Raw genomic sequence first — 23,984 nt, forward strand, 5'->3', positions numbered from 1 at the left:
CTGTCTGGCAACGAACCTACGTCAAAACGCGACATCTCTACTTGGCGCAAACACGACATCTGAACTTGGGACCTACACACTTAAAATTTGATCATAAACATTATGTCCACTCAAATGCGCGTTCACGTCCGCATCATGCACACCCATCGCGGCGTTCCTGCGCTTCGCGAACACGTTGAATCGCCGTGCAGACGTCATCGCAACCGCAGCGCAAACGTCGAATAAAAAAGCAGCGGCGAGCGGCTTCAAGAGAAACCGCTCGCCGCCGCAGCAAAACCCGCCGACGTACCCGTTCCTTACTTCTGAACGACGACAGCCTTGTTGAGCGAACCACCCTGCGTGATCGCAGCCGCGTTGCCGATGCCGGCCTGATTCACGTAGCCGTAGTTGGCGCTGCCAACCTGGACGATCGAAGCAGTGTTATACGCACCGGCTTGCGTCGCGTCCGCCGAGTTGAGGTAGCCGACTTGCGCCAGCGCCAACTCTTCGTGCGAGCCCGACTGCTTGCCCTTCGCTTCGTTGAACGTGCCGCCCTGACCGGCCAGCAGCGTCGATTCAACCGCGCCCTGCTGCGTCAGATCCATTTTGTTGTTCGAACCGGCCTGAACCGCGACGGCCACGTTGCTGCCGCCGTCCGTCTGGTGAACGGCCGCCGTGTTGCGGTCGCCTGCCTGAACGATGTACGTGCGATCGTTGGCTTCGCGATACTGATCGACGTATGCCGTGTTGTAGGCCGAGCCGCTTTGCAGGATCGTCGTCGTTTCGTTGGTCGCGTTGCCTTGAGTCACCTGCGCGTAGTGCGGTGCGCCGGCGCCGCTCTGGTCGATCGTGGTCACGTTGCCGCTGCCATTTTCCGAATGGACTTGCGCGCGGGCGAAATCGGCCTGCTTGATCGATACGTTGTCGCCGATTTCCGAAATCTGCTCGATCTTGCCGTCGTTATGATCGCCGCGCTGCTCGATGCGCGCCGCGTTGTTGCCGCCATTCGTCTGCGTCACCGTCGCGATGCCGTTCTCGTTACCTTGCAGAATGTCGACGCGATTGCCGACGGTCGTCGTCTGCGTGACGGTCGCCGTTGCGCCGTTGCTCACGCCCGCGGTCTTGCCCGTGCCTTGATCGATGTTGACCGTGTTCCAGCTCGAGCCGGTGCGGTTGATGGTCGCCGAGTCGTTCTTGCCGGATTGCGTAACCGTGTCCTTGTCGAAAGATGAAGCCGTCTGCGTCACGCTCGCCGTGCTGTTGGTGCCCGTTTGCGTGATGGTGGTCTTCTCGCCGATCGCCTGCTGTTGCGTGAGCGTCGCGCTCAGCTTCGATGCGCCCGTACCGCCCGCATTCTGCAGAATGTCGGTCACATTGCCGCCGCCGTAGCTCGACGTGACGGTTGCAGTCGAACCATCGCCGTTTTGCTGAACCTTCACGCGGTCGTAGCTGGACGCGGTTTGCATGACATTGGCAGTATTGCTGTTGCCGTACTGCTCGACGATCGCGCCTTCGCCGATCGATGCGGCGTATGCCGACGTCGATGCCAGTGCTGCCAGACCCATAGCGATGATGATTGCCTTCACTTTCATTTTTATGCCTCGTTGACTTGATGTTTTATGCACGTAGATTAGCCATCCTAACGGAAGTCAGCCCCCGCTAACGTCCGGCCCTGCACCCTCGCACACTCAAACTTCCAACCTGTACTGCCTGGTCTCCTCGCCTGCCTACTTCATCAGAACCGCAGCCCGGGCGCCGCCCGTCTGCGTAACCGATAATCCTGATCCGTTTCTGCTCTGCAAGATCGAAATCTCGTTGTTGTTGCCGAGCTGCGTCACCGACGACGACATCGAATTGCCGACCTGCGTTACCGATGCTGTGTTGCCGCTGCCGTTCTGCACCGCGATCGATCGGTTGTACTGACCCGATTGATATCCGGCGTATAGATTGGCCGCGCCGCTTTGCTGGAGCACGGTCCAGTTGTCGTTACCCGCCTGCGCCGTCACCGCCGCATTGGCGATGCCGGTCTGGTTCGCCATCAGACCGTTGTGCCCTGCCTGAACGGCGTTGAGCCGATTGCCCTGCCCCTGTTGCGCCACACGAGCGACTTGCGTTGCGCCGCCGAAGCCAGGTTCGGGCGGGCCGAAATCCGACACCGACGACAGGTCCGCCGCATACACCGCGAGCGACACGGCCGCGCCGAGCGCCGCGCAGACAGCGACTTTCGATGCGCGCATGGGCGCACGCGATGCTTTCATGCTGATCTCCTTCGTTGATTCTGCTTAGCTGCCGATGGTCTTCGGCGGATCGATCTTCACCGGGCTATACGGCGGGTTCACGTCTTCCATCGTCTGCGCGTAGCCCTGATTTTCCTGCAGATAGCGCTGCATCGTCGGGTCGTACCAGTCCTTCATGTCCCTGAGCGCCCATGTCTGGTTCGCGACGCCCTGCACGATCAGATGCACGAGCGCCGATTCGATCGCTTCGTTCACGCACAACTGCTGCGGCTCGTTACGCGTCATGCCGGCTTCGGCCTGCAACAGATCCTTGAAGCCGATGAAGCGATACACGCCCGTATCGACCTGAATCGAATAGATGGTCTTGGTCGTCGACACGCTGTTGAGTATCGTGCCATTGCGGATATCCACGGCGCGCAGGTTCACCGTCACCTGATCGATACGATATTGTTGGGATGCCGAAATACCCAGATAAGCGACGCCCGCGCCGCCCGTGCGAATGTTCGTGTCGTATCCGACGATGCCGCCTTCCAGCACGATGCTCGCCGGCGCGAGCGCACCGATCTGCGGTATGGCGTTCTTCTTGTCGTCCGGCGTTTCCAGCGCGCGCATGATCTTGCGCTCGGTCAGCAAGTCCTGGAGGTTTTCGCGCTCGACGGGCGTGAACCAGCCGGAATCGCGCATCGCCTTCACGAGAAACGAAGCACCGCCCTGCGTGACCTGCGACGAGAACGAACTGTCCGGCGACGGCTTGTACTGACCCGTCAGATCGCGAAAGCCGTACACGGCCGCGACGATGCGCCCCTTCGGCGGCGGCAGGTGCGTGAGATCGCGCGTCACGCGCGTCGGCGGCGTGAGCGTCGCATTGCCTGCGGATGGCATCGGCGTCGTGACGCAGCCGGTCAGCAGCGTTGTTGCGATGATCGTGGCGCCGAGCGCCGCGCGCGTTGCCAGTGTCGTGATAGCTTGCCTGTTCATTTCGTATGCGCGCTCGCGTTACTGTCCGTTGCCGACGACGAACGTCGTCGAGGCACCCGTGGTCTTGTCGGTCGTCGTCACTTGCAGATTGCCGCCCGTGACTTGCGTGATCGCAATCGAGAAGTTGCCGGTGTTGATCGTGCCGGGATGCAGCGTGCCATCCGTGCCGACGATGGAACTCGATATCGACGATGCGACGCGCGACAGTATCGCCTGCTGCAATTGCGTGTTGAACTGATCGAGCGTGGACTGGCTGCCGGTGCCGAGGTTCGCGGTCGCCGGATCCTTGTATTTGTTCTGGGCGTTCGCCTCGTTGAGCAAGTTGGTGCCGTTCAGCGGATTGCCGCCGAAATTCGGATTGACAGGCTCATAGACAAGCGATGTAGCGTGCGCGGCGATAACCGGCATCGAAAGCGCGCAAGCGAGCCACGCGCGTTTCAAAAGCGCATTCGTTTTCATTGCGTTTCCCCGTATTTTTTTGGCCTTACTGCATCGATTTTTTATGATGCGTTTTTTTATAACTCGTCCGTCGCCATGTCGGCATCGCGAAACAGCAGGCGAGTCAGGTCTGCCTGCATCACGTTCTGGAAGGCGATCTGCGCCGCCCCTTCGGCAATCGGCTTCACGTTCGAGCGCGCGATCGGCAGAAACGCCTGGAACACGCGACGCTGGCCGTATTCCACCCACACGAGACTGCCGTAACGCGGCGATGGCCGCTCATGCACGGAGACGATATAACGCTCCGAAAGCGGAATGCCGCTCCATGCCTGCGCGAACCACGTATAGAAGTCCTGCCCCGCGAGCGTCACCGTGTCGGTCGTGACGACGCCGCCGAGTGCATCGTCGAGCGACTGCTTGCCTTCGACATCGACGGTGCGCGAACGTGGCGTGCCTGCAAGGGTCGCGCTTTTATCGAGCGACGATGCGGCGTTCACCGTGCCGCGCGGCGTGAGCGGCGCGCCGATCGCGGCAGGCAGCGCGCTGGTGTTGCCGACCGGACCGGGAGTCGGCGTGCTAGGCAGCGAAATGAGCGGTTGAGCCTGGGATGTCGTGCTCACGTGCGCAGCCGATGGCGTTTCCGCATCCTGCGCATGCGCATTGATCGCGACGATCGAAATCCCGATGCACACTGCGATGACCCGCCCTGTGACAGGCGCGTTGTTCTTCTCTCGCTGCATGACTTCCCCGTATGTCTTTGGCTGCTATGGTGCTGCCTTCAGACGGTCTGTTTTAAATGCTTTCTTGTATTTGTACGACGGGATGAATTCTCCGTAATAACTTGTAAGCGCAATGTTGTCTGCACCACGTTCGCATGAAGAAACCTGAAAGCGTGCATGCTTCGCGAACCGGGCTCAGTGCTCGTCTTTCATGTCGTCATCCGTTCAAGCCCGTTCGCGGACGAAGACCGTACTAGCCTGCGCGAGTTGCGTGATCGGTCAAACCGCACAACAGCCGCTCGAGTCGCGAACGTTGCGACGGTACGATTCCCGGTGTCGCGCGCGCATTGACGACGCGATTGCGCCAATAAGTTCGACCGAAGACGGAGCTCGCCGCGTCTCCGGTAAGGACGCGCTCGAGATGCTCGATTTCAGAGTCGAGGTTTCGAGGCGTGAAGTTGGTCGATGCGCGTGAGGCTAAGGTCATATTGTTATCGGTCTCTCAGGTTGATGCTTGCGACGGGCCCCCGAACCATTCCGTTCGATCCGCTGGAAGAGTCGTGCTGGCGTGTGCCCCCATTCGCGTTGGCCACTGCGGCGGGATAGGTCCTTGTTTAATCTCGAAGCTCACCTCCTGGTTTTCGTGACACAGCACAATACCCAGCCGTGAGACGAAAGCGTTGTCTCGTCAAGCTGATAACGATTGGGGCCGATCGAGACTCAAGGCGCAGCGCGTGAGCCTATGAAACGCTCCTTGCGGCGGCTCTCCAGCAGCGTGATCGCGCGTTGCAGCACGCGCTCCGCATTGGTCTTCAGATCGATGAACCGGCAGCCCAGAACGGTTCGGTGCTCACCCGTCGGCGTGACGATCTGCCGGGTTGCGACGACCTCCAGACGGACAGGCACGACGCCGAGCCCGCCCACATGAAGCTTCACGTCGTCCAAGACAGTTCCCGCCGGAGCGATTCGAAGCGTGCGTCACGCGCACGCAGCGCCACTCCGCCGAGCGAAAGATCATGCAGTTCGAGCCGGAAAGCGACGCCCGCCTCGTCGGCTCCGCTCGCGACGAACGGATCGAACATGGGCGTATCGACGCGATAGAAATCCCGGCGCTGCACGTAATGAAGCAGCGCAGGAAACGGCACTTCGAATGCCGGACGCCCTTCGAATGTCACCACTACGGCGCCGCCCGTCACGAAATGCGTGCGAATACCCGAAGGCAGGCCGCGAAACGTGAGCGCGTCCGCATCGACTAGCGCGCGGTTGTCTCTCGCCGTGCTGCCAAAATCGAAGAGAAATTGCGCGCGGCGCGAATCGACATCGAGCAGTTGCGTGACGAACTGAGTATCGCCGAACTCGACTGTCAGGAAATCACCGCGCGCAAGCAATGTCCGCAGGCATAACGCAATCTGCAGCGTATGTCGCTGAGCATAGCGCTCGTCGGCCTCCCACGCGTTCATTGTGGAGGCGCTTGCCCCGCTCGGGGTAGGTTCGGCGATCATGGTGCTTTCGTTATCTTGCCGGGCAGCCTCCCGGCGTATCGTCTTTTGCTCTATCTTATCAAATTGATAAGCAAATGGTAGACTGACGGCATCACGGGCTAACGACCCTGAATCTGAGAGACGAGCGGCGCCCCGGGGACAACGGGGTCCGTCAATGATCCGGCGGGGTGTCTGCTTCCGGGCCGCGCGGCATCGGCAGAAAATGCAGGATTGCCTTGAGCGTATAAATGACGATGACGGTTCCCGCCAGGTCGCCGACGAACATCGCGATGAATCTCGACGTGATGTTCTGCGCATCGCCCTGAAGATAGAACCAGATGTTGTGGAGCAACGAACCGGCGATCGCATACGCGACGGTGAGGATCATCAGCCTGCCCGCCGTCAGGTTTGAAAGCGACGCGTTCAGCCCGTAGATTTCGCGCGCCAGCCGATACACCGCATAAGGCGAGGCCGTCGCGATGATGCCGCCGACGAACGACCGCACCGGGTCATTGGGAAAGAAATAGAAGAAGTCGACGACCCAGCTCGCGAGCAGCAGTCCGAGCGCGCCGTCCGCGCCGAGCAAAAGCGTGCTGAGGAGTCGGATGCCGGCGGGAAGATAGACCCAGTTCACCCCGCGCACGAATTCGGAGTGAACGAAGATTTCCTGATTGAGCCAGAGCGAACCGACGAAGAAGAGCGCCGTTCCGGCGACGGAACACAAGCGAAGCAGAAACGAAGACATTGGCGTGACGAGCCCGTAAGCGGCGGACGTATCTTACCGCAGCACTCGTCCGGCTTCACGGGCGGGCGCGTAGCAAACGTTTATCGCGGCCCCTTGGCGAAAGCCGCGCTCACCGCGTGTGCATCGGCTTGCGGAAGCTCACCGTAGCTCGCGGCGGGATCGAGTTGCGCGGCGATTCGCTCGAGCTCGGCGAGCAGCGAGCGCAGCCGTTCCTGCTGGAGCGGAGCAACGGCAGGAGCGTGCCACAGCTCCTCGATACGCTCGCGCCAGTACGACACCGGCCATGCGGCGCTTCGATGCCAGTGGCGTGAACGGATCATCCTCGCGAGATGATCCATTTCCTGCTCGATGAAAGCCGGCGTGATATGAGTAAAATCGCGTCGTTGAACCACCTCGTGCCCCCGATAGCGGCTCGCGCAAGAGAAAGATCGATGTCTTCTGCAAGCCCTCGCTCGCGAATATCTTAGCACTTACTTATCAGTTTGATGAATAACCGGGCCGTCGTCATGATTCGATTTGGCCGATGCTATGATGAATGCCGTCCTCATTCAATCGCTTCTTCATGGCCAAAAAGCGCGTCTTCGATGCTTACTTTCGCTTCCTGAATCTTGCTCAGGCGGTGCAGGCTTTGCCCTCGGTGCCGAAGCTCGATGCCGCCGAGGAACGCTTGCTGGAAGCCCTCACGGCGTCCTGGCATGCGGGCCACACGCTGACGGTCACGGAGACGATGGCCCTTTCGGTGGCGGGCGCGCCGGCCACCGTGCATCGCAAGCTGACCAATCTGCGAAAGCAGGGCCTCGTGTCCGTGGACGAGAGCAGCGACGATCTGCGCACCAAGACCGTGGTGCCCACGCGCAAGGCGCTCGACTACTTCGAAAAACTGGCAGCGTGCCTCGAAGAGGCCAAAAAGCGCTGAAGGTCGCGGCTCGCATATCACAAACATCGGCAACGAACGTTATAATTCGTCGCTTTCCCGCGCCAAGGCGCAGTAAAATTTTCCACCAGGTCGCATTTCCATCGGAGAGCGGAAACGGCCGGCAGTGTCCGACAGCCTCCGTATCGATCGCAGGTGTTGTGCTGCACCCAGTCTGCGATTGTCATGTCCTTCCTGTGTTTCGAGGCCGCTTCCTGCCGTCGTGATTCGACGTCCGCGCGCCATGTCCGTCTCGTTTTCGTGGGTGCGTTCGGGGCTTGCCTCTTTCCATCGTCGAGTGCGTCGGCCGCTGAAAACGATTTAGCCGCGCAACAACTCACGCCGATCATCGTCAAGGCGGAAAGGCAGCCCGCCCCCGAGCAGCGCACGCCGGTTGCCATGAGCGTCTATGGCGATGCCTTCATCGAAAGCACCGGCGTCAGCGATATCAAATCCCTCGCCACGATCGCGCCCGACCTCAACTATGCGCAGGTGCAGACCGTCGTGCCGGTGCTTACGATCCGCGGCATCTCGAGCCGCGACACGACCGAGATCGCCGATCCGTCGGTGGTCGTCGTGACGGACGGAAGCTCGAACAATCGGCCGTATGCGCTGAACGGCACGCTCTACGATCTCGATCACATCTCCGTGCTGCGCGGTCCGCAAGGCACGCTGTACGGGCGCAACGCGGTGGGCGGCATCGTCGATATCGTGACGGCGAAGCCATCGAGAACATTCGAGGGCCGCGCATCGGTCGATGCGGGCAACTACGCCGCACGCAATCTCGAAGCGATGGTGAACGTCCCTGTGAACGACGTGCTTCAGTTTCGCGTCGCGGCGATCTCGCGCCGCCATGACGGCTACGTGAACAACGCGCCGCAGGCCGACGGCGACGACGAGGACACGCGCTCGGGGCGTGTGTCCGTCGCGCTCGAACCGGTTTCGCATTTGCGCATGCTGTTCACCGCGCAACATACGACGCTGAAGGGCGTTGGGCCGGTTTCGCTCGACATTCCCTATCTCTACGATGCGAACGGCAATCTCTCACACGACAAGCCGCCCTTTCCCGCCGATCCGCGCACTTTCACCTATGCGACCGCTCAATCGCAGAGCATCGAAGACACGGTCGCGCGCTGGAGCATCGCGTACGACTTTCCGGGTGTCGAACTCAGCTATGCCGGCAGCTACGACAACCTCACCTGGCGTCATGCCGCCGATAGCAGCCCGAGCTTCGCCGATCCGGTTTCGTATCGCCAGAACGAGTTTCCGAAGACGCAGACGCACGAAGTGCGCGTGAGCTCGCTGGGCGATGAACGATGGTCGTGGCAGGCGGGCGTGTCGTATTTCCACGAGGCATCGTCGCTGTACAGCGCGAACGAGTCGCCGTTCGATGGCGGCGTCTTTCTGCCTACGCTCGCGTTCGACTACGGCATCCGCACGACATCGACGGCGGCGTATGGCCAGTCGTCGTACTGGGTGACTGACAAGATCAGGCTGACCGCCGGCATGCGCGTCACGCACGATAAAAAGAGCCGCGACGGCGAATACTTCTTCGCGAATTCGAGCGAGCCGCCGTTCGACTATATCCATGTGCCGCAGAACGACTCGGGCTCGTGGTCGAAACCGACCGTCCACCTCGCGGCCGAGTACGCGCCGGCGTCGGCGATGATGAACTACGTGCGCTACGACACCGGCTACAAGTCGGGCGGTTTTTCTTCGTCGGGATCGTATGCGCCGGAGACGTTGCGAGGCATCGAAATCGGCACGAAGTCGTTGTGGAACGCGCAGCGCGTGCAGATCAACGCGAGCATGTTCGACTACGACTACTCAGGCCAGCAGATCGCACAGCTCGTGCCGTTCGCGGACGGGCGCGTGGGCACGAAGATCGTCAATGCGGGACGCACGCACATCTACGGCGCCGATGCGGATGTTCGCGCGCTGATCGATCCGGTCGGGCTCGTGACGCTGTCGGTGGCGTGGCTGCACGCGCGCTTCACCGAGTTCGCCGTCGACAACGGCAGCGGCCAGAACGTGCAACTGGCGGGCAACGCGCCGCCGCAAAGCCCGGCCTTCACGATCGGGTTCGGGCTCGAACATGCGTGGACGACAGACGCGGGAAAGATCGTCGGCCGCGTGAACGCGAAGTTTCAGACGGGCCAGCACTTCACGATCTACAACTACGGCGACGATTATCAGCGGCCGTATCTGACCGTGGACCTGTCGGCCGCCTGGCTACCGAACCGCAATAACGTCGAGCTGATGGCGTATGTGCGCAACGTGACCAACCAGCGGGTCTTCACGGCCGCCGAGGAATACACGTTCGACGACTCGTATCGATACGCTTTCGCGGCACCGCGCACGTTTGGCCTGAAGGCGACGTACTTCTGGTGATCGTCGAAGCGTTGCTCGATCGAAGATCGTCCACTGCGCATAGCGACACGGCACGATCGCCGCGCTGCGGTTGCTTGCGGCCGCAAACGTGCGATTCGCGGTGCGTCCACCGCTGCCGTGATTGCCACGCAGATGGTCGCAGTCTTGATCGATCGACTCGCAGCCTCGACGTTCTGCTCCGTATCGGGTATCGACCGTCGGGCTGCGATTTACCCGGTGCCTTGCAAGCGTCGTTCCTTCGAACCACGGCTGCATCGCGCGATCAGTCTTCTTCGAAAAGATGCCGGTATTGATGCGGCTGCGAGCGCAGATACTGCTTCGGCGCACGCACCTGCGCACCTAGCTCCGCCGCGGCGTGCCACGGCCAGCGCGGGTCGTAGAGCGCCGTGCGCGCGAGCGCGATCATGTCGGCATCGCCCGTTCCGACGATGGCTTCCGCCTGCTCGATGCCGGTTATCAGCCCGACCGCGATGACGGGCATCCCGACCGCCTGCTTGACGGCGCGCGCGAGCGGCACCTGATAGCTCGGTCCGACCGGAATGTTCTGCGACGGATGGAGCCCGCCGCTCGATACGTGAATGGCATCGCAGCCGCGCGCTTCGAGCGCTTTGGCGAACGCGACGGTCTGGTCGATGTCCCAGCCGCCATCGACCCAATCGGTGCCGGACACGCGGATCGTCACGGGCCGATCGGCGGGAAACGCGGCCCGCACGGCCTCGAACACTTCGAGCGGGAAACGCATCCGGTTCTCGAGCGAACCGCCGTATTCGTCGTCGCGCCGGTTCGACAACGGCGACAGGAACTGATGCAGCAAATAGCCATGCGCCGCGTGTATCTGAATGAGATCGATGCCAAGACGCGCCGCGCGCGTGGCGGCCGCCACGAACGCGTCGCGGATGCGCGCGAGGCCGGCCGCATCGAGCGCGACGGGCGGCGCTTCGCCGTCCTCGTACGCCACGCTCGAAGGCGCTTCGGTCTGCCAGCCGTGCGCGTCGGCGGCGGGAAGCTGGGCTCCGCCTTCCCACGGCACATCGGTCGATGCCTTGCGTCCCGCGTGGCTCAACTGGATCGCGACCGGCATGTCCGACCATCGGCGGATGCCGTCGAGCGTGCGTTTTATCGCCGCTTCGGTTGCGTCGTTCCAGAGGCCGACATCCGCATACGTGATGCGCCCCTCCGGCAGCACGGCAGTCGCTTCGATGGTAAGCAGCGCCGCGCCGGACAGCGCCAGTTGACCGAGATGAATCAGATGCCAGTCGTTCATGCAGCCGTCTTCGGCGGAGTACTGGCACATCGGCGCGATCACGATGCGATTGGCGAGGTTGAGACTACGCAAGCGCGCTGGTTGAAACAGAGCAGGCTGTGACATGGATAGACTCCTTGGCAGTTGTGATGTCGCGGGGGGGGCGCGATTCATGTCGTCGTCGCCAGCAATGACTATTCCGTGCGACGTGAGTCGAGCGCGCCACGCGACCATCACAGCAGCTTCGACAACACTGGCAGCAGCACGGGCACGACGAACGCGGTGAATACGCCGTTCAGCCCCATGCCGAGCCCGGCGAACGCGCCCATCTCTTCGCTGACCTGAAAGGCCCGCGCCGTGCCGATGCCATGCGACGCCACGCCGAGCGCGAAACCGCGCGCCTCGACATCGGAAACGCGCAGCACGTTGAGAATGCCCCGCGCGGTGACGGCGCCGAACACGCCCGTCGTGATGACGAGCACTGCCGTGAGCGAAGGCACGCCGCCGATTTCCTTCGCGACGGCCATCGCGATGGGCGTGGTCGCGGACTTCGGCGCGAGCGATGCAATCGACTGACGGGACGCCCCGAGCAGAGCCGCCACGGACACGGCGGAAACGATCGCGGTCAACGAGCCGGCGGCAAGACTGACGAGGATCGGCCATGCAAGCCGCTTCAAATTCGCCCATTGCCGATAAAGCGGCAACGCGAGCGCGACCGTGGCCGGCCCAAGCAGAAAATGCACGAACTGGGCGCCGTCGAAATAGGTTTCGTAAGCCGTGCCGCTCGTCTTGAGTACGACGACGACGATGGCCACCGAAATCAGCACCGGATTGGCGAGCGGATTGAAACGGCAAGCCGCGTAGATGCGTTGCGCGATGAGATACGCGAGCAGCGTGATGGTGAGCCCGAGCAGCGGCGTGGCCGCCAGATAGACCCAGATCGCTCCGAAGCGTGGCGCCGGGATCATGCGCGGTCTCCGTGTTCATGGGCGACGCGGCGCCGGCCGCGCAGCATCGCGCGCATGACGAGTGCGGTGACGATGATCGCGAGTGTGGTGCTGACCGCAACGGAGAGCACGACGGCGAGCACGTCGCCGCGCAGCGCGTGCGCCGACACCATGATGCCGACACCCGCCGGCACGAACAGCAGCGACAGGTGCCTCAGCAATTCGAGCGCCGTGGGTTCCAGCGCGATCGCGGCGGCCGGACGCAAGGCGCAGTATCCGGCGAGCAGAAGCATGCCGATGACCGGGCCCGGGACCGGCAGGCTGAAGAGGTAGGAAAGCCCTTCTCCGAGACACTGGAAAACGAGCAAGGTAGCGATTGCGGCGAGCATGGGAAACACTCCTGGTGCATACGATGTTCATGCCTTGTTTCGGCAGCGGACGAAGCGTACCCGAGATGCTCGGGATGCGTGTGACCGGTCCGCATCGCGTACGGTTGAGACGCTCCAGCATGTCCTTTCGATGCGACGGACTGTCCGTATCGATCTATACAAGCGTCGATCAGGTCGCCTTGTCCACGACATCAAGGTCGATAACGTCGTTAATAGAATGACAGGCCTTCGGCTGCGAACTCGTCGCCTGTTGGTCTGTTCATGGCATATCTGTATGCGCGCACGCTCCACCGCATTCGTTATACCTACCGCGGCGATCAAGCCACGATCAGTGCAACGCGGCGATCGCTTCGTTGAAGGCAGAATGCCGCGAGCGAAATACAACATCGGCATTCCGCAAGCTCACCGGTTCTGACCGCACGCGCAAAAAGAAGCCCGCTGAAACGGCGGGCTGAAGCCACGGAGAACGACGCGCCATTCAAGGCGCATTTGCAGTATCGCGTTTTATCAGCACGTCGCGGCCGTACAGAACGCATCCCTGACTATCGTTCAGCACGCCGCGAGATTTCACGGCATGACGATTGCGGCTCATCGCACATGCGAGATGCATCGCTTCGCTCGTCCGTTCGCACCGATCCGGGAGATGAAGATGGCTCACGAAGCAAAGCTACGCGCGCAGTCCGGGCGCCTCGAACACCATCCGCAACTGAAGGCGTGTATCGATCAGCACCTGGAACACACGCTCGGCCAGCAGAAGACCTTGGCCGAGTGCATCGAGCGGCTCGACGGTCAAGAGTCTCGCGGGAAAGATGATGTTGTTTGGCGCAAAGGCTGCTCGAACTCATCCCTTCCATCTGGACCGCTCCGCGTCCAGACAGGACGCGAAGACGTAAGCCTTGCATGAAGCTTCGAATGTTCATTTATCCAGCCGTCCTTACCTAGCCGGAACACATCATGAGCCAGTATTCCTCCACCGACGATCAGCAAGCGAAGGGCCACTCGCTCGCCCTCGGACTCGGATTCTTCAGCCTCGCATTGGGCACGGCCCAGCTGCTCGCGCCCCGGACCGTCGCCCGCATGTGCGGCGTGCGCGTCAGCCCTGATCTGGTCAGGCTGTATGGGCTGAGAGAGATTGCCTGCGGCATCGGCATACTTTCGTCGCGCGATCCGTCTCCGTATCTGATGGCCCGAATCGGGGGCGACGCGCTCGATCTGATGACGCTTGCGACGGCGCCGCGCGAACGCAGTCAGGGCGCGCATACGCGTGCGCTGGGCGGACTATTGAACGTCGCGGGCGTCACGGCTCTCGATGCGCGCGCGGTGACATCGCTGGCCGATGAGCGGGCGCGGCAGCGCAGCGAACGCTCGCAGTATTACGCCGAGCTTTATAGCGACCGTTCGGGCTTCCCACGTCGACCGGACGAAGTGCGCGGCGCGGCGAAAAGCGATGGCTCATAACGGCTGAAGGCGCTGGCAGCCACATGCCCTTCTCTCAGTAGCCGATCCATCGACAGGCCCGACTGTCGCCGGGCACCGTCCCGCCTTCGCCCAACCGCAACGTCGATTGCCAGGCACATAGGTCGCGCCTTCACTGACGAGCGTGCTGAAAGCCTCCATACGATCGATAGCTTCAGTGATCGACATGTCGTCGCTTATCCGGACAGCCGGCCGCAAAAGCGACGACGAGATGTACGACAACGAGCCGCCGCCGCATCCCGCCGCCCGCGCCATCCGTATGGGTAAAAACGCGGCACCTATCGGAATAGCGATGAAGACAGGGACTGAACGACGCGGCACGATGCTATATTGCGCGACATGCTCAGCCAGGAGCACTGCGCGCCCCTTTATTCCCATGACGGATGACATTTCACGCAGCACCGGTTCTACGGACGACGTCGATCGCCAGCGCCGCGAGCGCGTGAATCGCTTGCTCCTGGACGTCGCCAAAGGTGACGAGCAGGCATTTGCCGCGCTCTACCGGGAGACGTCGGCGCGCGTGTTCGGCGTGATCGTGCGCATGATTTCCGACCGCGGCGAGGCCGAAGACATCCTCCAGGACGTCTACACGAGCGCCTGGCGGCGCGCCGATGCGTTCGATCCCGCGCGCGGCAGCGCGATCACCTGGCTCATCGCGCTCGGGCGCAACCGCACGATCGACCGCATGCGCCAGCATCGCGAGGAACCGCTCGGCGAGGACGAAGCACCCGAACTCGCCGACGAAGCGCCCACGCCCGCCGCAGCAGCCGAACTCAGCGAAGAACGGCGGCGCCTGGAGCGATGTCTCGAACGCCTGGAACCGCAGCAGAAGCGCGCGATCCGCGAAGCGTTCTTCACCGGCGCAAGCTACGCCGAGCTCGCGCAACGCCTCGCCGTGCCGCTCGGCACGATGAAAAGCTGGATTCGCCGTAGTCTCATGCTGCTCAAGACGTGCCTCGAACAATGAACACGCCCATCCGCGACGACGACGATCTGCGCTGCGCCGAGTACGCCCTCGGCGTGCTGGATGCGCAGGAGCGCGCGGCGTTCGAAGCCGACGCGTCGCGCGACGCGCGCCTGCAACGTGCGCTCGAAGCCTGGCAAGCGCGCCTGGCGCCATTGGCTCACGACGTCCGTGCAGTCGAGCCGCCTGCGCGCGTCTGGCTTCGCATACGCCGCGATCTCGGCCTCCTTTCGGCGCCAACCGAGGAAACGGCGCGCACCCGCACCGGTGTCTGGAACAACCTGAGCCTGTGGCGCTGGCTCACGATCGGCGTGAGCGCCGCCGCGCTCGTCCTGCTCGGCGTGAACTTCATGCCTTTGCGAGAGGCGGTCAAAACGCCGGCCACCGCGTCGGCTCCGGCGAGCTACATGGTCGCGACCATCGCCCGCAAGGACGGTGTCGCGCACTGGACGGCGACGCTCGACATGCAAAGCGCGCGCATGGTCGTCGTGCCTGCCGTGCTTTTGTCGATGCCTCGCGACCGCACGACGGAACTGTGGCTCATCCCGCCGAACGCGAAGCCGATTCCGCTCGGCGTCTTCCCATCTGACCATCCCGCGACGATGACACTGCCGCCCGAAATCATGGCGCAGATGAGCGCGCAAGCCGTGCTCGCGGTCTCCGACGAACCGGCGGGCGGCTCGCCGACGGGCGCGCCGACGGGCCCCATCCTCGCCACCGGCGCGATGCACACGACCTGACTGCGCGGCCCGCACCGGCGGCTGTGCGAGCGCGAAGTCAGCGCGCGCCTCCATCATGCTGCATCCATTCATGCGCGACGTCCGTATAGGACGGTGAACGCACGTTCACGGAGTCCGCATGCCCGTCCTCGTCACGATCGCCCTCGTTGCCGCCGGCCTTGTGCTGACGTTCGCCGCTGCATGGCTCTGGCAACTGCGCACGGAAAACGCCGGCATGGTGGACCCGCTCTGGGCCGCCACGCTCGGCGTCGTCGCCTTGCTCGTCGCCGTGTGCGGCACGGGCGCGGCGCTCAACCGCGCGTGCGTCGCGGCGGGCGGGCTGCTGTGGGGCGCTCGGCTCGCGCTGCATCTGTGGCGGCGCAATGCCGGCAAGCCGGAAGACCCGCGCTATCACGCGTTCCGCGAACGCTGGGGCGCGCATGCCGCACGCAACATGTTCTGGTTCTTCCAGCTGCAAGCCGTCATTTCGATGCTGCTCTGCGTCGCGTTCCTCGTGCCGGCCTACGCCTCCCCGGCGCGTCCGGCATCGGTCGCCGCCGCTATTGCAGTGTGGCTCGTCGCCGTGACGGGCGAAGCCCTCGCCGACCGGCAATTGAAGCGCTTCGCCGCCGATCCGGCGAATCGCGGCAAGGTGTGCCGCGCGGGCTTATGGCGTTACTCGCGGCATCCGAACTACTTCTTCGAATGCGTGCACTGGCTTGCCTACGCCGTGCTTTCGATCGGCATGCCGTGGGCCTGGCTCACGCTCGCGCCGCCTCTTTTGATGGCGTGGCTGCTCCTGAAGGTATCGGGCATTCCGATTCTGGAAGCGCGTCTCGCCGATACACGCGACGGCTATCGCGACTACATGCGCACTACCAGCGTGCTGATTCCCTGGCCGCCCAAACGCGCCTGACCGGAGAACGACAACGATGAACGTCACCGCCCGCGAAACTCCCGCTCCCCGCGCCGCACCGGCGACACCCGCCGACATGCCCGCGCTCGACGGGAGCCGCGTCATTCGCGCCTGCGAGCGCGGCTTCGTGCCCGATGCGCTGATGCGCCTCGGCATGCGCGCGCTGATGCGCCGGCGCCTGATCGACGAGCACGCCGACGATCCCGCTCAACGCACTCAGGCGTTCCAGCGATTTCTGGACGAACTCCGCGCGAGTCCCATCGCGATCGATACGCAAGCCGCCAACGCGCAGCATTACGAGTTGCCGGACGCGTTCTTCGAGGCGCATCTCGGGCCGCGTCTCAAGTATTCGTGCGGCTACTATCCGCGCGGCGACGAGACGCTCGCTCAAGCGGAACTCGCGATGCTCGAACTGTATGCAAAGCGCGCGCGGCTCGCCAACGGCCAGCGCGTGCTCGATCTGGGCTGCGGCTGGGGCTCGCTCGCGTTGTGGAGCGCCCTTCGCTATCCGCGTTCGGAGGTCGTGGCGCTCTCGAATTCGCATGCGCAGCGCGCATTCATCGAAGCGCGGGCGCGCGCGCAGGGCATCGGCAACTTGCGCGTGGTCACGGGCGACGTCGTCGATTTCGAATTCGGCCGCGACGGGCCGCCGTTCGACCGGATCCTGTCGGTCGAGATGTTCGAGCACATGAAGAACTACCCGCTGCTGCTCGCGAAGATCGCCCGCTGGCTCGCCGACGACGGCCTGCTCTTCGTGCATCTCTTCGCGCACCAGACGCTCGCGTATCACTTCGCCTCGCGCGACGGCAGCGACTGGATGGCGCGCTACTTCTTCACCGGCGGCACGATGCCCTCGTCGAGCCTGCTGCTCCATTGTCAGGACGACATGCGCGCGGTGCATCAATGGTGGCTGAACGGAACGCACTACGAGCGCACCGCGAACCAGTGGCTCGCCGCACTCGATGCCGCACGCGATCGCGTCATGCCGATGCTGCAAACCGCTTACGGCGACGCCGCCGCCACCTGGTTCCGGCGCTGGCGGATGTTCTATCTGGCTGTCGCCGAACTCTTCGGCTATGCGCACGGTACGCAGTGGGGCGTAGCGCACTATCTGTTCGAAAAGCGCGTACGGAGGGAGATGCCATGAAACGCGCGCTCATCGTTGCTCTGATCGCGGCGGGTGTCGTCGTGGCCGTGGCGAGTTGCTCCAGTCCGCCGAATCCGAACCCGCGCGCCGACCTGCCGCTCGAGACCGTAGCCGTCGACGTGCCGCGCTATATGGGGCGCTGGTATGTGATCGCCAACATTCCGTACTTCGCGGAGCGCGACTATGTGGGCACGTACGTCGAGTGGTCGCTGCGCCCGGACGGCAAGATAGACGACGTCTTCCACGGCCGCAAGAACGGTTTCGACCAGGCGGAAACGACGCACCACTTCGTCGATACGGTCAAGCCCGGCAGCAACGGCGGCGAATGGAGCGTGCAGCCGTTCTGGCCGGTGCGCCTGACGCAGCTCACGCTCTATGTCGATCCGGATTACCGCTACACGATTCTCGGTTATCCGAACAAAAAGCTTGGCTGGATCTTCTCTCGCGAGCCCACGATGAGCGAGGACGTCTATCGTTCGATGCTCGCGCGCCTCGATGCGATCGGCTACGACACCGCGCGCTTGCGGCGCGTGCCGCAGTCGCCCGGGCAGATCGGACAGCCCGGTTTCCAGAGTCCGGGCCAGCGCGATTGAACGCAGCCGCGACGCGTGTGTATTAGCGCGCGCTTCTTTCGTAACGAGCGGATATGGCCGCGCCGGCACGGCGCGAGGAGACCTTTCGGCAATGCACGCATCCATACAGCGGCCAGGGCAGCGCATTGCGGTGATCGGCGCGGGGATCGCCGGTCTCGCGAGCGCCTATTTGCTGTCGCGCGCGCATCGCGTGACGCTATTCGAATCCGCCGATTATCTGGGCGGCCACGCGCACACGGTCGACGTCACGCTCGACGGCGTGCGACATCCGGTGGATACGGGCTTTCTCGTCTTCAACGACCGCACTTATCCGAATCTCGTCGCGCTCTTCGACGAACTCGGCGTAAGCGCGCATCGCACCGACATGTCGTTCTCCGTGTCGCTCGACGGCGGGCGCTTCGAATGGGCCGGCACGAATCTGAACACCGTTTTCGCGCAGCGTCGGCATCTGTTTTCCCCGGCGTTCATCGGCATGCTGCGCGACATTCTGCGCTTCAACGCATCGGCGCAGCGGCATCTGGAAGAGGTGAGCGCGAGCCGCTCCTCGCTCGGCGAACTGCTGATCGAAGGCCGATACGGCGCGCCGTTCCAGCGTCGCTATCTGCTGCCGATGGCCGCCGCGATCTGGTCGAGCGCCGCCGGCGACGTGCTGCGCTTTCCCGCCGCCACGTTCCTGCGGTTCTGTATCAATCACGCGTTGCTGCAGGTGAACCACCGGCCGCCGTGGAAGACGGTCGCGGGCGGCGCGCGCGAATACGTCCGCCGCATCGCCGCCACGCTCGACGACATTCGCCTGCAAGCGCCCGTGCGTGGCGTTCGCCGCGATGCCGCCGGCGTGACGGTGTTGACCGACGATGCCGGTCCCGAGCGCTTCGATGCCGTCGTGCTCGCGACGCATGCGCCGACGAGCCTGCGCCTGCTCGACGACGCCAGCGCCGATGAACGCGCGCTGCTCGGCGCCGTGCGCTATCAGCGCAACGTCGCCTCGCTTCATACGGACCGCGCCTTGTTGCCGCGCCGCCGGCGCGTGTGGTCGGCGTGGAATTACATCGGCGCGCGAACGCGGTGGGCGCGCGAAGCAACCCATCCGGTCTGCGTGAGCTATCTGCTCAATCAGTTGCAGCCGTTGCCGTTTTCGACGCCGGTGATCGTGACGCTCAATCCTGTCGACGATCCGGCGCCCGGCACGGAACTCGGCCGCTATGTCTATGAGCATCCGCTGCTCGATCTCGCCGCCATCGACGCCCAGGCGCGTCTGCCCGCCCTTCAAGGCGCGCGGCGTACCTGGCACGCCGGCGCGTGGACCGGCTACGGCTTTCACGAAGACGGCCTGAAGTCGGCGCTCTGCGTGGCGCGCGACTTCGGCGTCGCGCCGGCGTGGGCCAGACCATGACGAACGTGCAACTACTGACCGGTCGCGTGATGCACGAGCGCGTGCGGCCGGCGCGGCATCGGTTTTCGTATCCGGTGTGCTACGTGTGCTGCGACGTCGCCCGACTCGACGCCTTGCAAAGCGCGTGGTTCGGCATCGACCGTACGCGGCCGTTCGCCCTCTTCTTGCGCGATTACGGGCCGCGCGACGGCAGCAATCTCGAACGCTGGATGCGCGCGCGTCTTGCCGAAGCAGGCATTCCCGCCGACGGCGACATCCATCTGTTGACGATTCCGCGCGTGTTCGGACTCGGCTTCAATCCGGTGAGCTTCTGGTTCTGCCACGACCGGACCGGAAGCTTGCGCGCGCTCTTAGCCGATGTGCGCAATACCTTCGGGGAACATCGCGGCTATCTGCTGAGCGCGCCGGATCACGCGCCCATCGCAGCCGAGACCGTCCTCGTGTGCCGCAAGACGCTGCATGTTTCGCCGTTCTGCGACGTTGCGGGCGAGTATGCGTTTCGGGTGCGCCGGCGCGGCGACCGGCTTGCGATCTCGATCGACTACCGCGACCGCGACGGCTTGCTGATCCGCACCGCGATCGGCCTTGACGCGCGGCCGCTTACGGGCGCGCTCGCACTGCGCACGCTGCTGCGCCAGCCGATGCTCGCGGCCGGCGTCATCGTGCGTATTCACTGGCAGGCGCTGCTTTTGTGGCTCAAGCACGTGCCTTTCCACGGCAGGCATCCGCCCGGTCGCGATGCAATGCGCGAAGCGACCGGCGCCAACGAATCCAACGACGAGGCCCGACCATGAACCTGCTGCGGTCGTTTTCCGCGCAAACGGCGATGCCGCCTTCCGCGCGGATCTTTCTCAATCTGCTGCGGCGAATACGTGTGGGCCATCTCGTGCTCGTCACGCCGGACGGCGACCGCTGCGTGTTCGGCGACCCGCTGATGCAGCCGTCGGCATACCTCGAGATTCACGACTGGCGCGCATGCCGCACGATCCTGCGCGCGGGCGATATCGGCTTCGCACAGGCGTATCGCGCCAATTGGCTCGATACGCCCGATCCGTGCGCCGTGCTGCGGCTCGCCATCCGCAACGAGGCGCAACTGCATCGCACCTTCGCGGGCGGCGTGCTCGCGCAGTGCTGGAACAGCTTGCGGCACCGGCTGCGGCGCAACACGCGCGCGGGCAGCCGGCGCAACATCCACGCGCATTACGACATCGGCAATAGGTTCTACGGACTCTGGCTCGATCCGAGCTGGACGTATTCGAGCGCCTGGTTCGACGGCGACGCGCAACTCACGCTCGAAGCGGCGCAGGCGCGCAAGTACCAGCGGATCGTCGATACGCTGGGCTTGCGTCCCGGCATGCGTGTGCTCGAAATAGGCTGCGGCTGGGGCGGTTTTGCGCAGCACGCCGCGCGGCTCGGCATTCAGGTGCGCGGTGTGACGATTTCGCCCGCGCAGCAGGAATTCGCCGCCGCACGCATGGAACGCGAAGACCTCGGCGAGCTCGCGACTATCGAACTTCGCGACTACCGCGACTTGAACGGCCAGTACGACGCGATCGTCTCGATCGAGATGTTCGAAGCGGTCGGCGAAGCGTTCTGGCCGGACTACTTTCGCACGCTGCGGCGCTGTCTGAGGCCGGGCGCGCAGGCGCTCGTGCAGTCGATCACCATAGACGACGCGCATTTCACCGCGTACCGTGCTTCGAGCGATTTCATCCGCGAGACGATCTTTCCAGGCGGCATGCTGCCAAGCCCGGAGCGCTTCGAGCGCGCTGCGCGGCGCGGCGGCTTCATGTCACGCACGACGCTTGCCTTCGGCGCGGATTACGCGCTCACGTTGCGGCACTGGCGCCGGGCTTTCGAGGCGCGTCTGGATGCGGTGCGCGCGCAAGGTTTCGACGAGAACTTCGTGCGAACGTGGCGTTTGTATCTGGCCTATTGCGAAGCCGGTTTCGACGAAGCGCGGACGAATGTCATGCACTTTGTCGTGACGCGTGATGAGTAGCGGGCACGACACGATCCAGAACCACGCCGATGATGCTTCACGGCGGCGATGCAACGTCCGCGTTGATGGTTGGCACCGGGCTGACTCGTTAGCGCGCGCCTTTGCGTTCGTCTCCCTCTTCCTGCTCGTGCTTTGGCTGGGCTTCAATCTCGCTTGGCACTTCGATCGCGCGAAGGTCTTCAATGGCTGACTTCGATCGCCATACCGAACAGAAAGCCTGCCCTTGACCTTTCGTCATATCGCGCGCCCGGTGGCGTCTCCTTGGGAGGCAGTCGGCTAAGAAGAGGCTGCGATCGGGCAAATAATATAGTTGACTGATCGATCGAACAGTTTTACCATGCCTTCAGATCGCAATGGTGCTTCTCTGCCCTGCCTTAACGCAAGAAGGCTCGGCAGCGCACGTCAAGGTGCGTTTGCGTCAAGACAGTCAAAGCAACATTGCGAAGCGGACCGTTCATCAAGAGTGCCTGCTAGCACCGTCGGGCGTCGACTCGCGCTGATGCAATGTGGATGCGATGTCTTCGGAAAACGATACTGACGCGGCCCACGGAGTGATGGCAGCAAGACGATTTTTCCTGACGGCACGAACATCAACATATTGCAGTATCCATCAACCCATTCATGGCCATATCGATTGGCCGTGTAAAGACTTTCACGCCTTCGCTTCCTTCGCCGGGACATTGTAATGAACAAGACAATCAACGACGCGGACCCGCGCCGATGGGCCGCGCTTTGTGTATTGCTTACCGGAACGCTGCTTCCGCCACTCGATTTCTTCATCGTGAACGTAACCTTGCCCGTCATTCGCTCGCAATTGGGCGCAAGCGATGCATTGACTCAATTGGTGGTATCGGTATATGCCGCAGCGTATGCCGTAACTCTGATCCTCGGCGGACGCCTTGGTGATTTGTATGGACGCCGGAAAGTTTACATCGGCGGCATGCTGGGCTTTGGTCTCGCCTCGGCAGTGTGCGGCCTGGCGACATCCGCGAGTGTCCTGATCGTAGGGCGGCTACTGCAAGGCGTCGCTGCCGCTATCACGGCACCGCAGTCTCTTGCCTCCATCCACGCAATATTTCCTGCCGAAGAAAAAAGTCGGGCACTCGGCTTTTATGGCGCGACATTCGGGCTGGCGTCCGTCGGAGGGCAAATCCTCGGAGGCGCGCTGGTAAGCCTGGACCTGCTTGGACTCGGATGGCGCAGCGTATTCCTGATCAATCTGCCTGTCATTGTCGTTGCTGTGCCCGCAGCGATGAAACTCTTGAGCGAAAGTAAGGCAGCGGACGCGCGGCAACTCGATGTGAAAGGTGCGTTGCTTCTCGCTACGGGTCTGTTGGCGCTCATCGTTCCGCTCATCGAGGGACGCGAACAAGGTTGGCCTTGGTGGTGTGCCGTGCTTCTGTCGGCGAGCCCGCTCCTGCTTTTGCTTTTCTGGCGCTATGAACGGAGGGTCGAACTACGCGGCGGATCTCCGCTCGTGGTGTTCTCGCTGTTCGAATCACGCGGCCTTCGACGGAGCTTGCTCGCGACATTCTTCTTCTACGCACTGGCTTCTTTCTTCCTCATTTTCGCCGTCTTCCAGCAGTCGAGCCTGGGACGAAACGCGTTGTCCGCCGGTCTGGCCATTCTTCCGCTTGGCGTCGGCTTTCTTCTCGGCCCGCTTCTCAGCGCGCGCCTGATTAAATGGCTCGGTGCGGGAACGCCTATCGTCGGAATGGCGATGGAAGCACTAGGACTCTTTGCAACCGCCGGCATGGCGCTTGCAGCGCACGCAAACTGGCTCTGGCTTCCGCTCTTCTTCATCGGCCTGGGACAAGGCATCGCCTTGCCCACGTTAGTCCGATTGAATGTCGACCAGGTTCCGGCGCGCTGGGCCGGCTTGGCCGCCGGCCTCGTCAACTCCACCTTGCAGATCAGCGCTGCGATTTTCGTGGCCGTGATCGGGGGACTCTTCTTTACCCTTGCGCCGGATGGCGCGAGCGTCGAGGCCGTCACTTCCGGCTTTGCAATTTCGTGCGCGGTGATTGGATTGATGCTGGCAATCGCGTCGATCGTTACTCGGAGAAGTCTTGCCGCTTCGTCTTCGGAACACAAGCCCAGGGTGACGCTGAAGCGTGAAACGGCGACTAGTAAGTCGTGAAAGTTTGCCCCATGGCGCTGAGCCACGAATGCTCGATTCGTCTCTGAATCGTTGAAGGCCGGTTCGAGCTTCGGCCGCGGCCCAGTATCGCTGCGATCCTGTTGAGTAGCGACGGCTGCCTTCCGCTCTGCGTCATGCATTGGGAACGCTCGCTGCCCCGATCTCATGCAGATC

General features: G+C 63.2%; 26 protein-coding genes. 13 read left to right on the forward strand and 13 right to left on the reverse strand.

Going from position 1 to position 23,984, the window contains the following annotated elements; translation table 11 throughout:
- Positions 1-296: 296 nt before the first annotated feature.
- The 9 genes from AWB77_RS30010 to AWB77_RS30045 all read right to left on the reverse strand — a co-directional run bounded on the left by AWB77_RS30010 (position 297) and on the right by AWB77_RS30045 (position 6,915).
- The gene (locus AWB77_RS30010; protein ID WP_061138123.1) at positions 297-1,571 is read right to left on the reverse strand and encodes a hypothetical protein; all 1,275 of its coding nucleotides are present in this window, start codon (positions 1,569-1,571) and stop codon (positions 297-299) included.
- A gap of 135 nt (positions 1,572-1,706) precedes the next feature.
- Positions 1,707-2,237, reverse strand: coding sequence for a hypothetical protein (locus AWB77_RS30015; RefSeq protein ID WP_061138124.1), 531 nt, complete (start codon positions 2,235-2,237; stop codon positions 1,707-1,709).
- A gap of 24 nt (positions 2,238-2,261) precedes the next feature.
- Positions 2,262-3,194 (reverse strand): CsgG/HfaB family protein, encoded by a 933-nt coding sequence (locus AWB77_RS30020; RefSeq protein ID WP_061138125.1) that lies wholly within the window; start codon positions 3,192-3,194, stop codon positions 2,262-2,264.
- Between the two features lie 18 nt (positions 3,195-3,212).
- A complete protein-coding gene (locus AWB77_RS30025; protein ID WP_063936579.1) occupies positions 3,213-3,653 on the reverse strand; it encodes a curli assembly protein CsgF in 441 nt (146 codons plus the stop codon).
- 56 nt (positions 3,654-3,709) lie between these two features.
- Positions 3,710-4,372 (reverse strand): CsgE family curli-type amyloid fiber assembly protein, encoded by a 663-nt coding sequence (locus tag AWB77_RS30030; RefSeq protein ID WP_082852784.1) that lies wholly within the window; start codon positions 4,370-4,372, stop codon positions 3,710-3,712.
- A gap of 699 nt (positions 4,373-5,071) precedes the next feature.
- Entirely contained in the window at positions 5,072-5,296 is a 225-nt protein-coding gene (locus AWB77_RS37095; RefSeq protein WP_244158702.1) for a PilZ domain-containing protein, read from the reverse strand.
- On the reverse strand, positions 5,284-5,853 hold the full coding sequence (locus tag AWB77_RS30035) for a flagellar brake protein (protein ID WP_244158703.1): 570 nt from the start codon (positions 5,851-5,853) through the stop codon (positions 5,284-5,286). Before AWB77_RS30035 ends, AWB77_RS37095 begins: the two co-directional genes overlap by 13 nt.
- A gap of 151 nt (positions 5,854-6,004) precedes the next feature.
- The gene (locus tag AWB77_RS30040) at positions 6,005-6,577 is read right to left on the reverse strand and encodes a hypothetical protein (protein WP_061138127.1); all 573 of its coding nucleotides are present in this window, start codon (positions 6,575-6,577) and stop codon (positions 6,005-6,007) included.
- An 80-nt stretch (positions 6,578-6,657) separates the two neighbouring features.
- Positions 6,658-6,915: a hypothetical protein gene (locus AWB77_RS30045; protein ID WP_061138128.1), complete on the reverse strand. Its 258-nt coding sequence runs from the start codon at positions 6,913-6,915 to the stop codon at positions 6,658-6,660.
- Positions 6,916-7,139: 224 nt separating this feature from the next.
- On the opposite strand from AWB77_RS30045, the gene AWB77_RS30050 reads away from it, so the two are divergent.
- Together AWB77_RS30050 and AWB77_RS30055 are read left to right on the forward strand one after the other, a co-directional pair.
- A complete protein-coding gene (locus AWB77_RS30050; protein WP_063936583.1) occupies positions 7,140-7,493 on the forward strand; it encodes a hypothetical protein in 354 nt (117 codons plus the stop codon).
- A 183-nt stretch (positions 7,494-7,676) separates the two neighbouring features.
- Complete coding sequence (locus AWB77_RS30055) at positions 7,677-9,881, forward strand: TonB-dependent receptor (RefSeq protein ID WP_061138130.1); 2,205 nt, start codon at positions 7,677-7,679, stop codon at positions 9,879-9,881.
- A gap of 262 nt (positions 9,882-10,143) precedes the next feature.
- On the opposite strand, the gene AWB77_RS30060 is transcribed toward AWB77_RS30055, so the two are convergent.
- From AWB77_RS30060 to AWB77_RS30070, 3 genes are all read right to left on the reverse strand, one after another.
- Complete coding sequence (locus AWB77_RS30060; RefSeq protein WP_061138131.1) at positions 10,144-11,250, reverse strand: NADH:flavin oxidoreductase/NADH oxidase; 1,107 nt, start codon at positions 11,248-11,250, stop codon at positions 10,144-10,146.
- A gap of 107 nt (positions 11,251-11,357) precedes the next feature.
- The gene (locus AWB77_RS30065) at positions 11,358-12,092 is read right to left on the reverse strand and encodes an LrgB family protein (RefSeq protein WP_061138132.1); all 735 of its coding nucleotides are present in this window, start codon (positions 12,090-12,092) and stop codon (positions 11,358-11,360) included.
- Entirely contained in the window at positions 12,089-12,460 is a 372-nt protein-coding gene (locus AWB77_RS30070; RefSeq protein ID WP_061138133.1) for a CidA/LrgA family protein, read from the reverse strand. Before AWB77_RS30070 ends, AWB77_RS30065 begins: the two co-directional genes overlap by 4 nt.
- A 649-nt stretch (positions 12,461-13,109) precedes the next feature.
- On the opposite strand from AWB77_RS30070, the gene AWB77_RS37100 reads away from it, so the two are divergent.
- The 10 genes from AWB77_RS37100 to AWB77_RS30120 all read left to right on the forward strand — a co-directional run bounded on the left by AWB77_RS37100 (position 13,110) and on the right by AWB77_RS30120 (position 21,670).
- The gene (locus AWB77_RS37100) at positions 13,110-13,364 is read left to right on the forward strand and encodes a DUF892 family protein (RefSeq protein ID WP_244158704.1); all 255 of its coding nucleotides are present in this window, start codon (positions 13,110-13,112) and stop codon (positions 13,362-13,364) included.
- Positions 13,365-13,414: 50 nt separating this feature from the next.
- Positions 13,415-13,918, forward strand: a complete 504-nt coding sequence (locus AWB77_RS30080; protein ID WP_061138135.1) for a hypothetical protein — start codon at positions 13,415-13,417, stop codon at positions 13,916-13,918.
- 394 nt (positions 13,919-14,312) lie between these two features.
- Complete coding sequence (locus AWB77_RS30085) at positions 14,313-14,903, forward strand: sigma-70 family RNA polymerase sigma factor (protein ID WP_061138136.1); 591 nt, start codon at positions 14,313-14,315, stop codon at positions 14,901-14,903.
- The gene (locus AWB77_RS30090; RefSeq protein ID WP_061138137.1) at positions 14,900-15,640 is read left to right on the forward strand and encodes an anti-sigma factor; all 741 of its coding nucleotides are present in this window, start codon (positions 14,900-14,902) and stop codon (positions 15,638-15,640) included. The genes AWB77_RS30085 and AWB77_RS30090 overlap by 4 nt, the downstream gene beginning before the upstream one ends.
- A 118-nt stretch (positions 15,641-15,758) precedes the next feature.
- On the forward strand, positions 15,759-16,535 hold the full coding sequence (locus AWB77_RS30095; RefSeq protein WP_061138138.1) for a DUF1295 domain-containing protein: 777 nt from the start codon (positions 15,759-15,761) through the stop codon (positions 16,533-16,535).
- 16 nt (positions 16,536-16,551) lie between these two features.
- Complete coding sequence (locus AWB77_RS30100; protein WP_061138139.1) at positions 16,552-17,682, forward strand: SAM-dependent methyltransferase; 1,131 nt, start codon at positions 16,552-16,554, stop codon at positions 17,680-17,682.
- On the forward strand, positions 17,679-18,275 hold the full coding sequence (locus AWB77_RS30105) for a lipocalin family protein (protein WP_061138140.1): 597 nt from the start codon (positions 17,679-17,681) through the stop codon (positions 18,273-18,275). Before AWB77_RS30100 ends, AWB77_RS30105 begins: the two co-directional genes overlap by 4 nt.
- Positions 18,276-18,366: 91 nt before the next feature.
- On the forward strand, positions 18,367-19,668 hold the full coding sequence (locus AWB77_RS30110) for an NAD(P)/FAD-dependent oxidoreductase (RefSeq protein ID WP_061138141.1): 1,302 nt from the start codon (positions 18,367-18,369) through the stop codon (positions 19,666-19,668).
- Positions 19,665-20,462: a DUF1365 domain-containing protein gene (locus tag AWB77_RS30115; RefSeq protein ID WP_061138142.1), complete on the forward strand. Its 798-nt coding sequence runs from the start codon at positions 19,665-19,667 to the stop codon at positions 20,460-20,462. The genes AWB77_RS30110 and AWB77_RS30115 overlap by 4 nt, the downstream gene beginning before the upstream one ends.
- A complete protein-coding gene (locus AWB77_RS30120) occupies positions 20,459-21,670 on the forward strand; it encodes an SAM-dependent methyltransferase (protein ID WP_061138143.1) in 1,212 nt (403 codons plus the stop codon). Before AWB77_RS30115 ends, AWB77_RS30120 begins: the two co-directional genes overlap by 4 nt.
- Before the next feature lie 88 nt (positions 21,671-21,758).
- On the opposite strand, the gene AWB77_RS36200 is transcribed toward AWB77_RS30120, so the two are convergent.
- Positions 21,759-21,908 carry a hypothetical protein gene (locus AWB77_RS36200; RefSeq protein WP_157694945.1) on the reverse strand — a complete coding sequence of 50 codons (150 nt, stop codon included), beginning with the start codon at positions 21,906-21,908 and terminating at the stop codon, positions 21,759-21,761.
- A 447-nt stretch (positions 21,909-22,355) separates the two neighbouring features.
- On the opposite strand from AWB77_RS36200, the gene AWB77_RS30130 reads away from it, so the two are divergent.
- Complete coding sequence (locus AWB77_RS30130) at positions 22,356-23,810, forward strand: MFS transporter (protein ID WP_061138145.1); 1,455 nt, start codon at positions 22,356-22,358, stop codon at positions 23,808-23,810.
- The last annotated feature ends 174 nt before the right edge of the window (positions 23,811-23,984 follow it).

Origin of the sequence: Caballeronia fortuita, assembly GCF_001544835.2 — a bacterium.
Classification (GTDB): Bacteria; Pseudomonadota; Gammaproteobacteria; order Burkholderiales; family Burkholderiaceae; genus Caballeronia; species Caballeronia fortuita.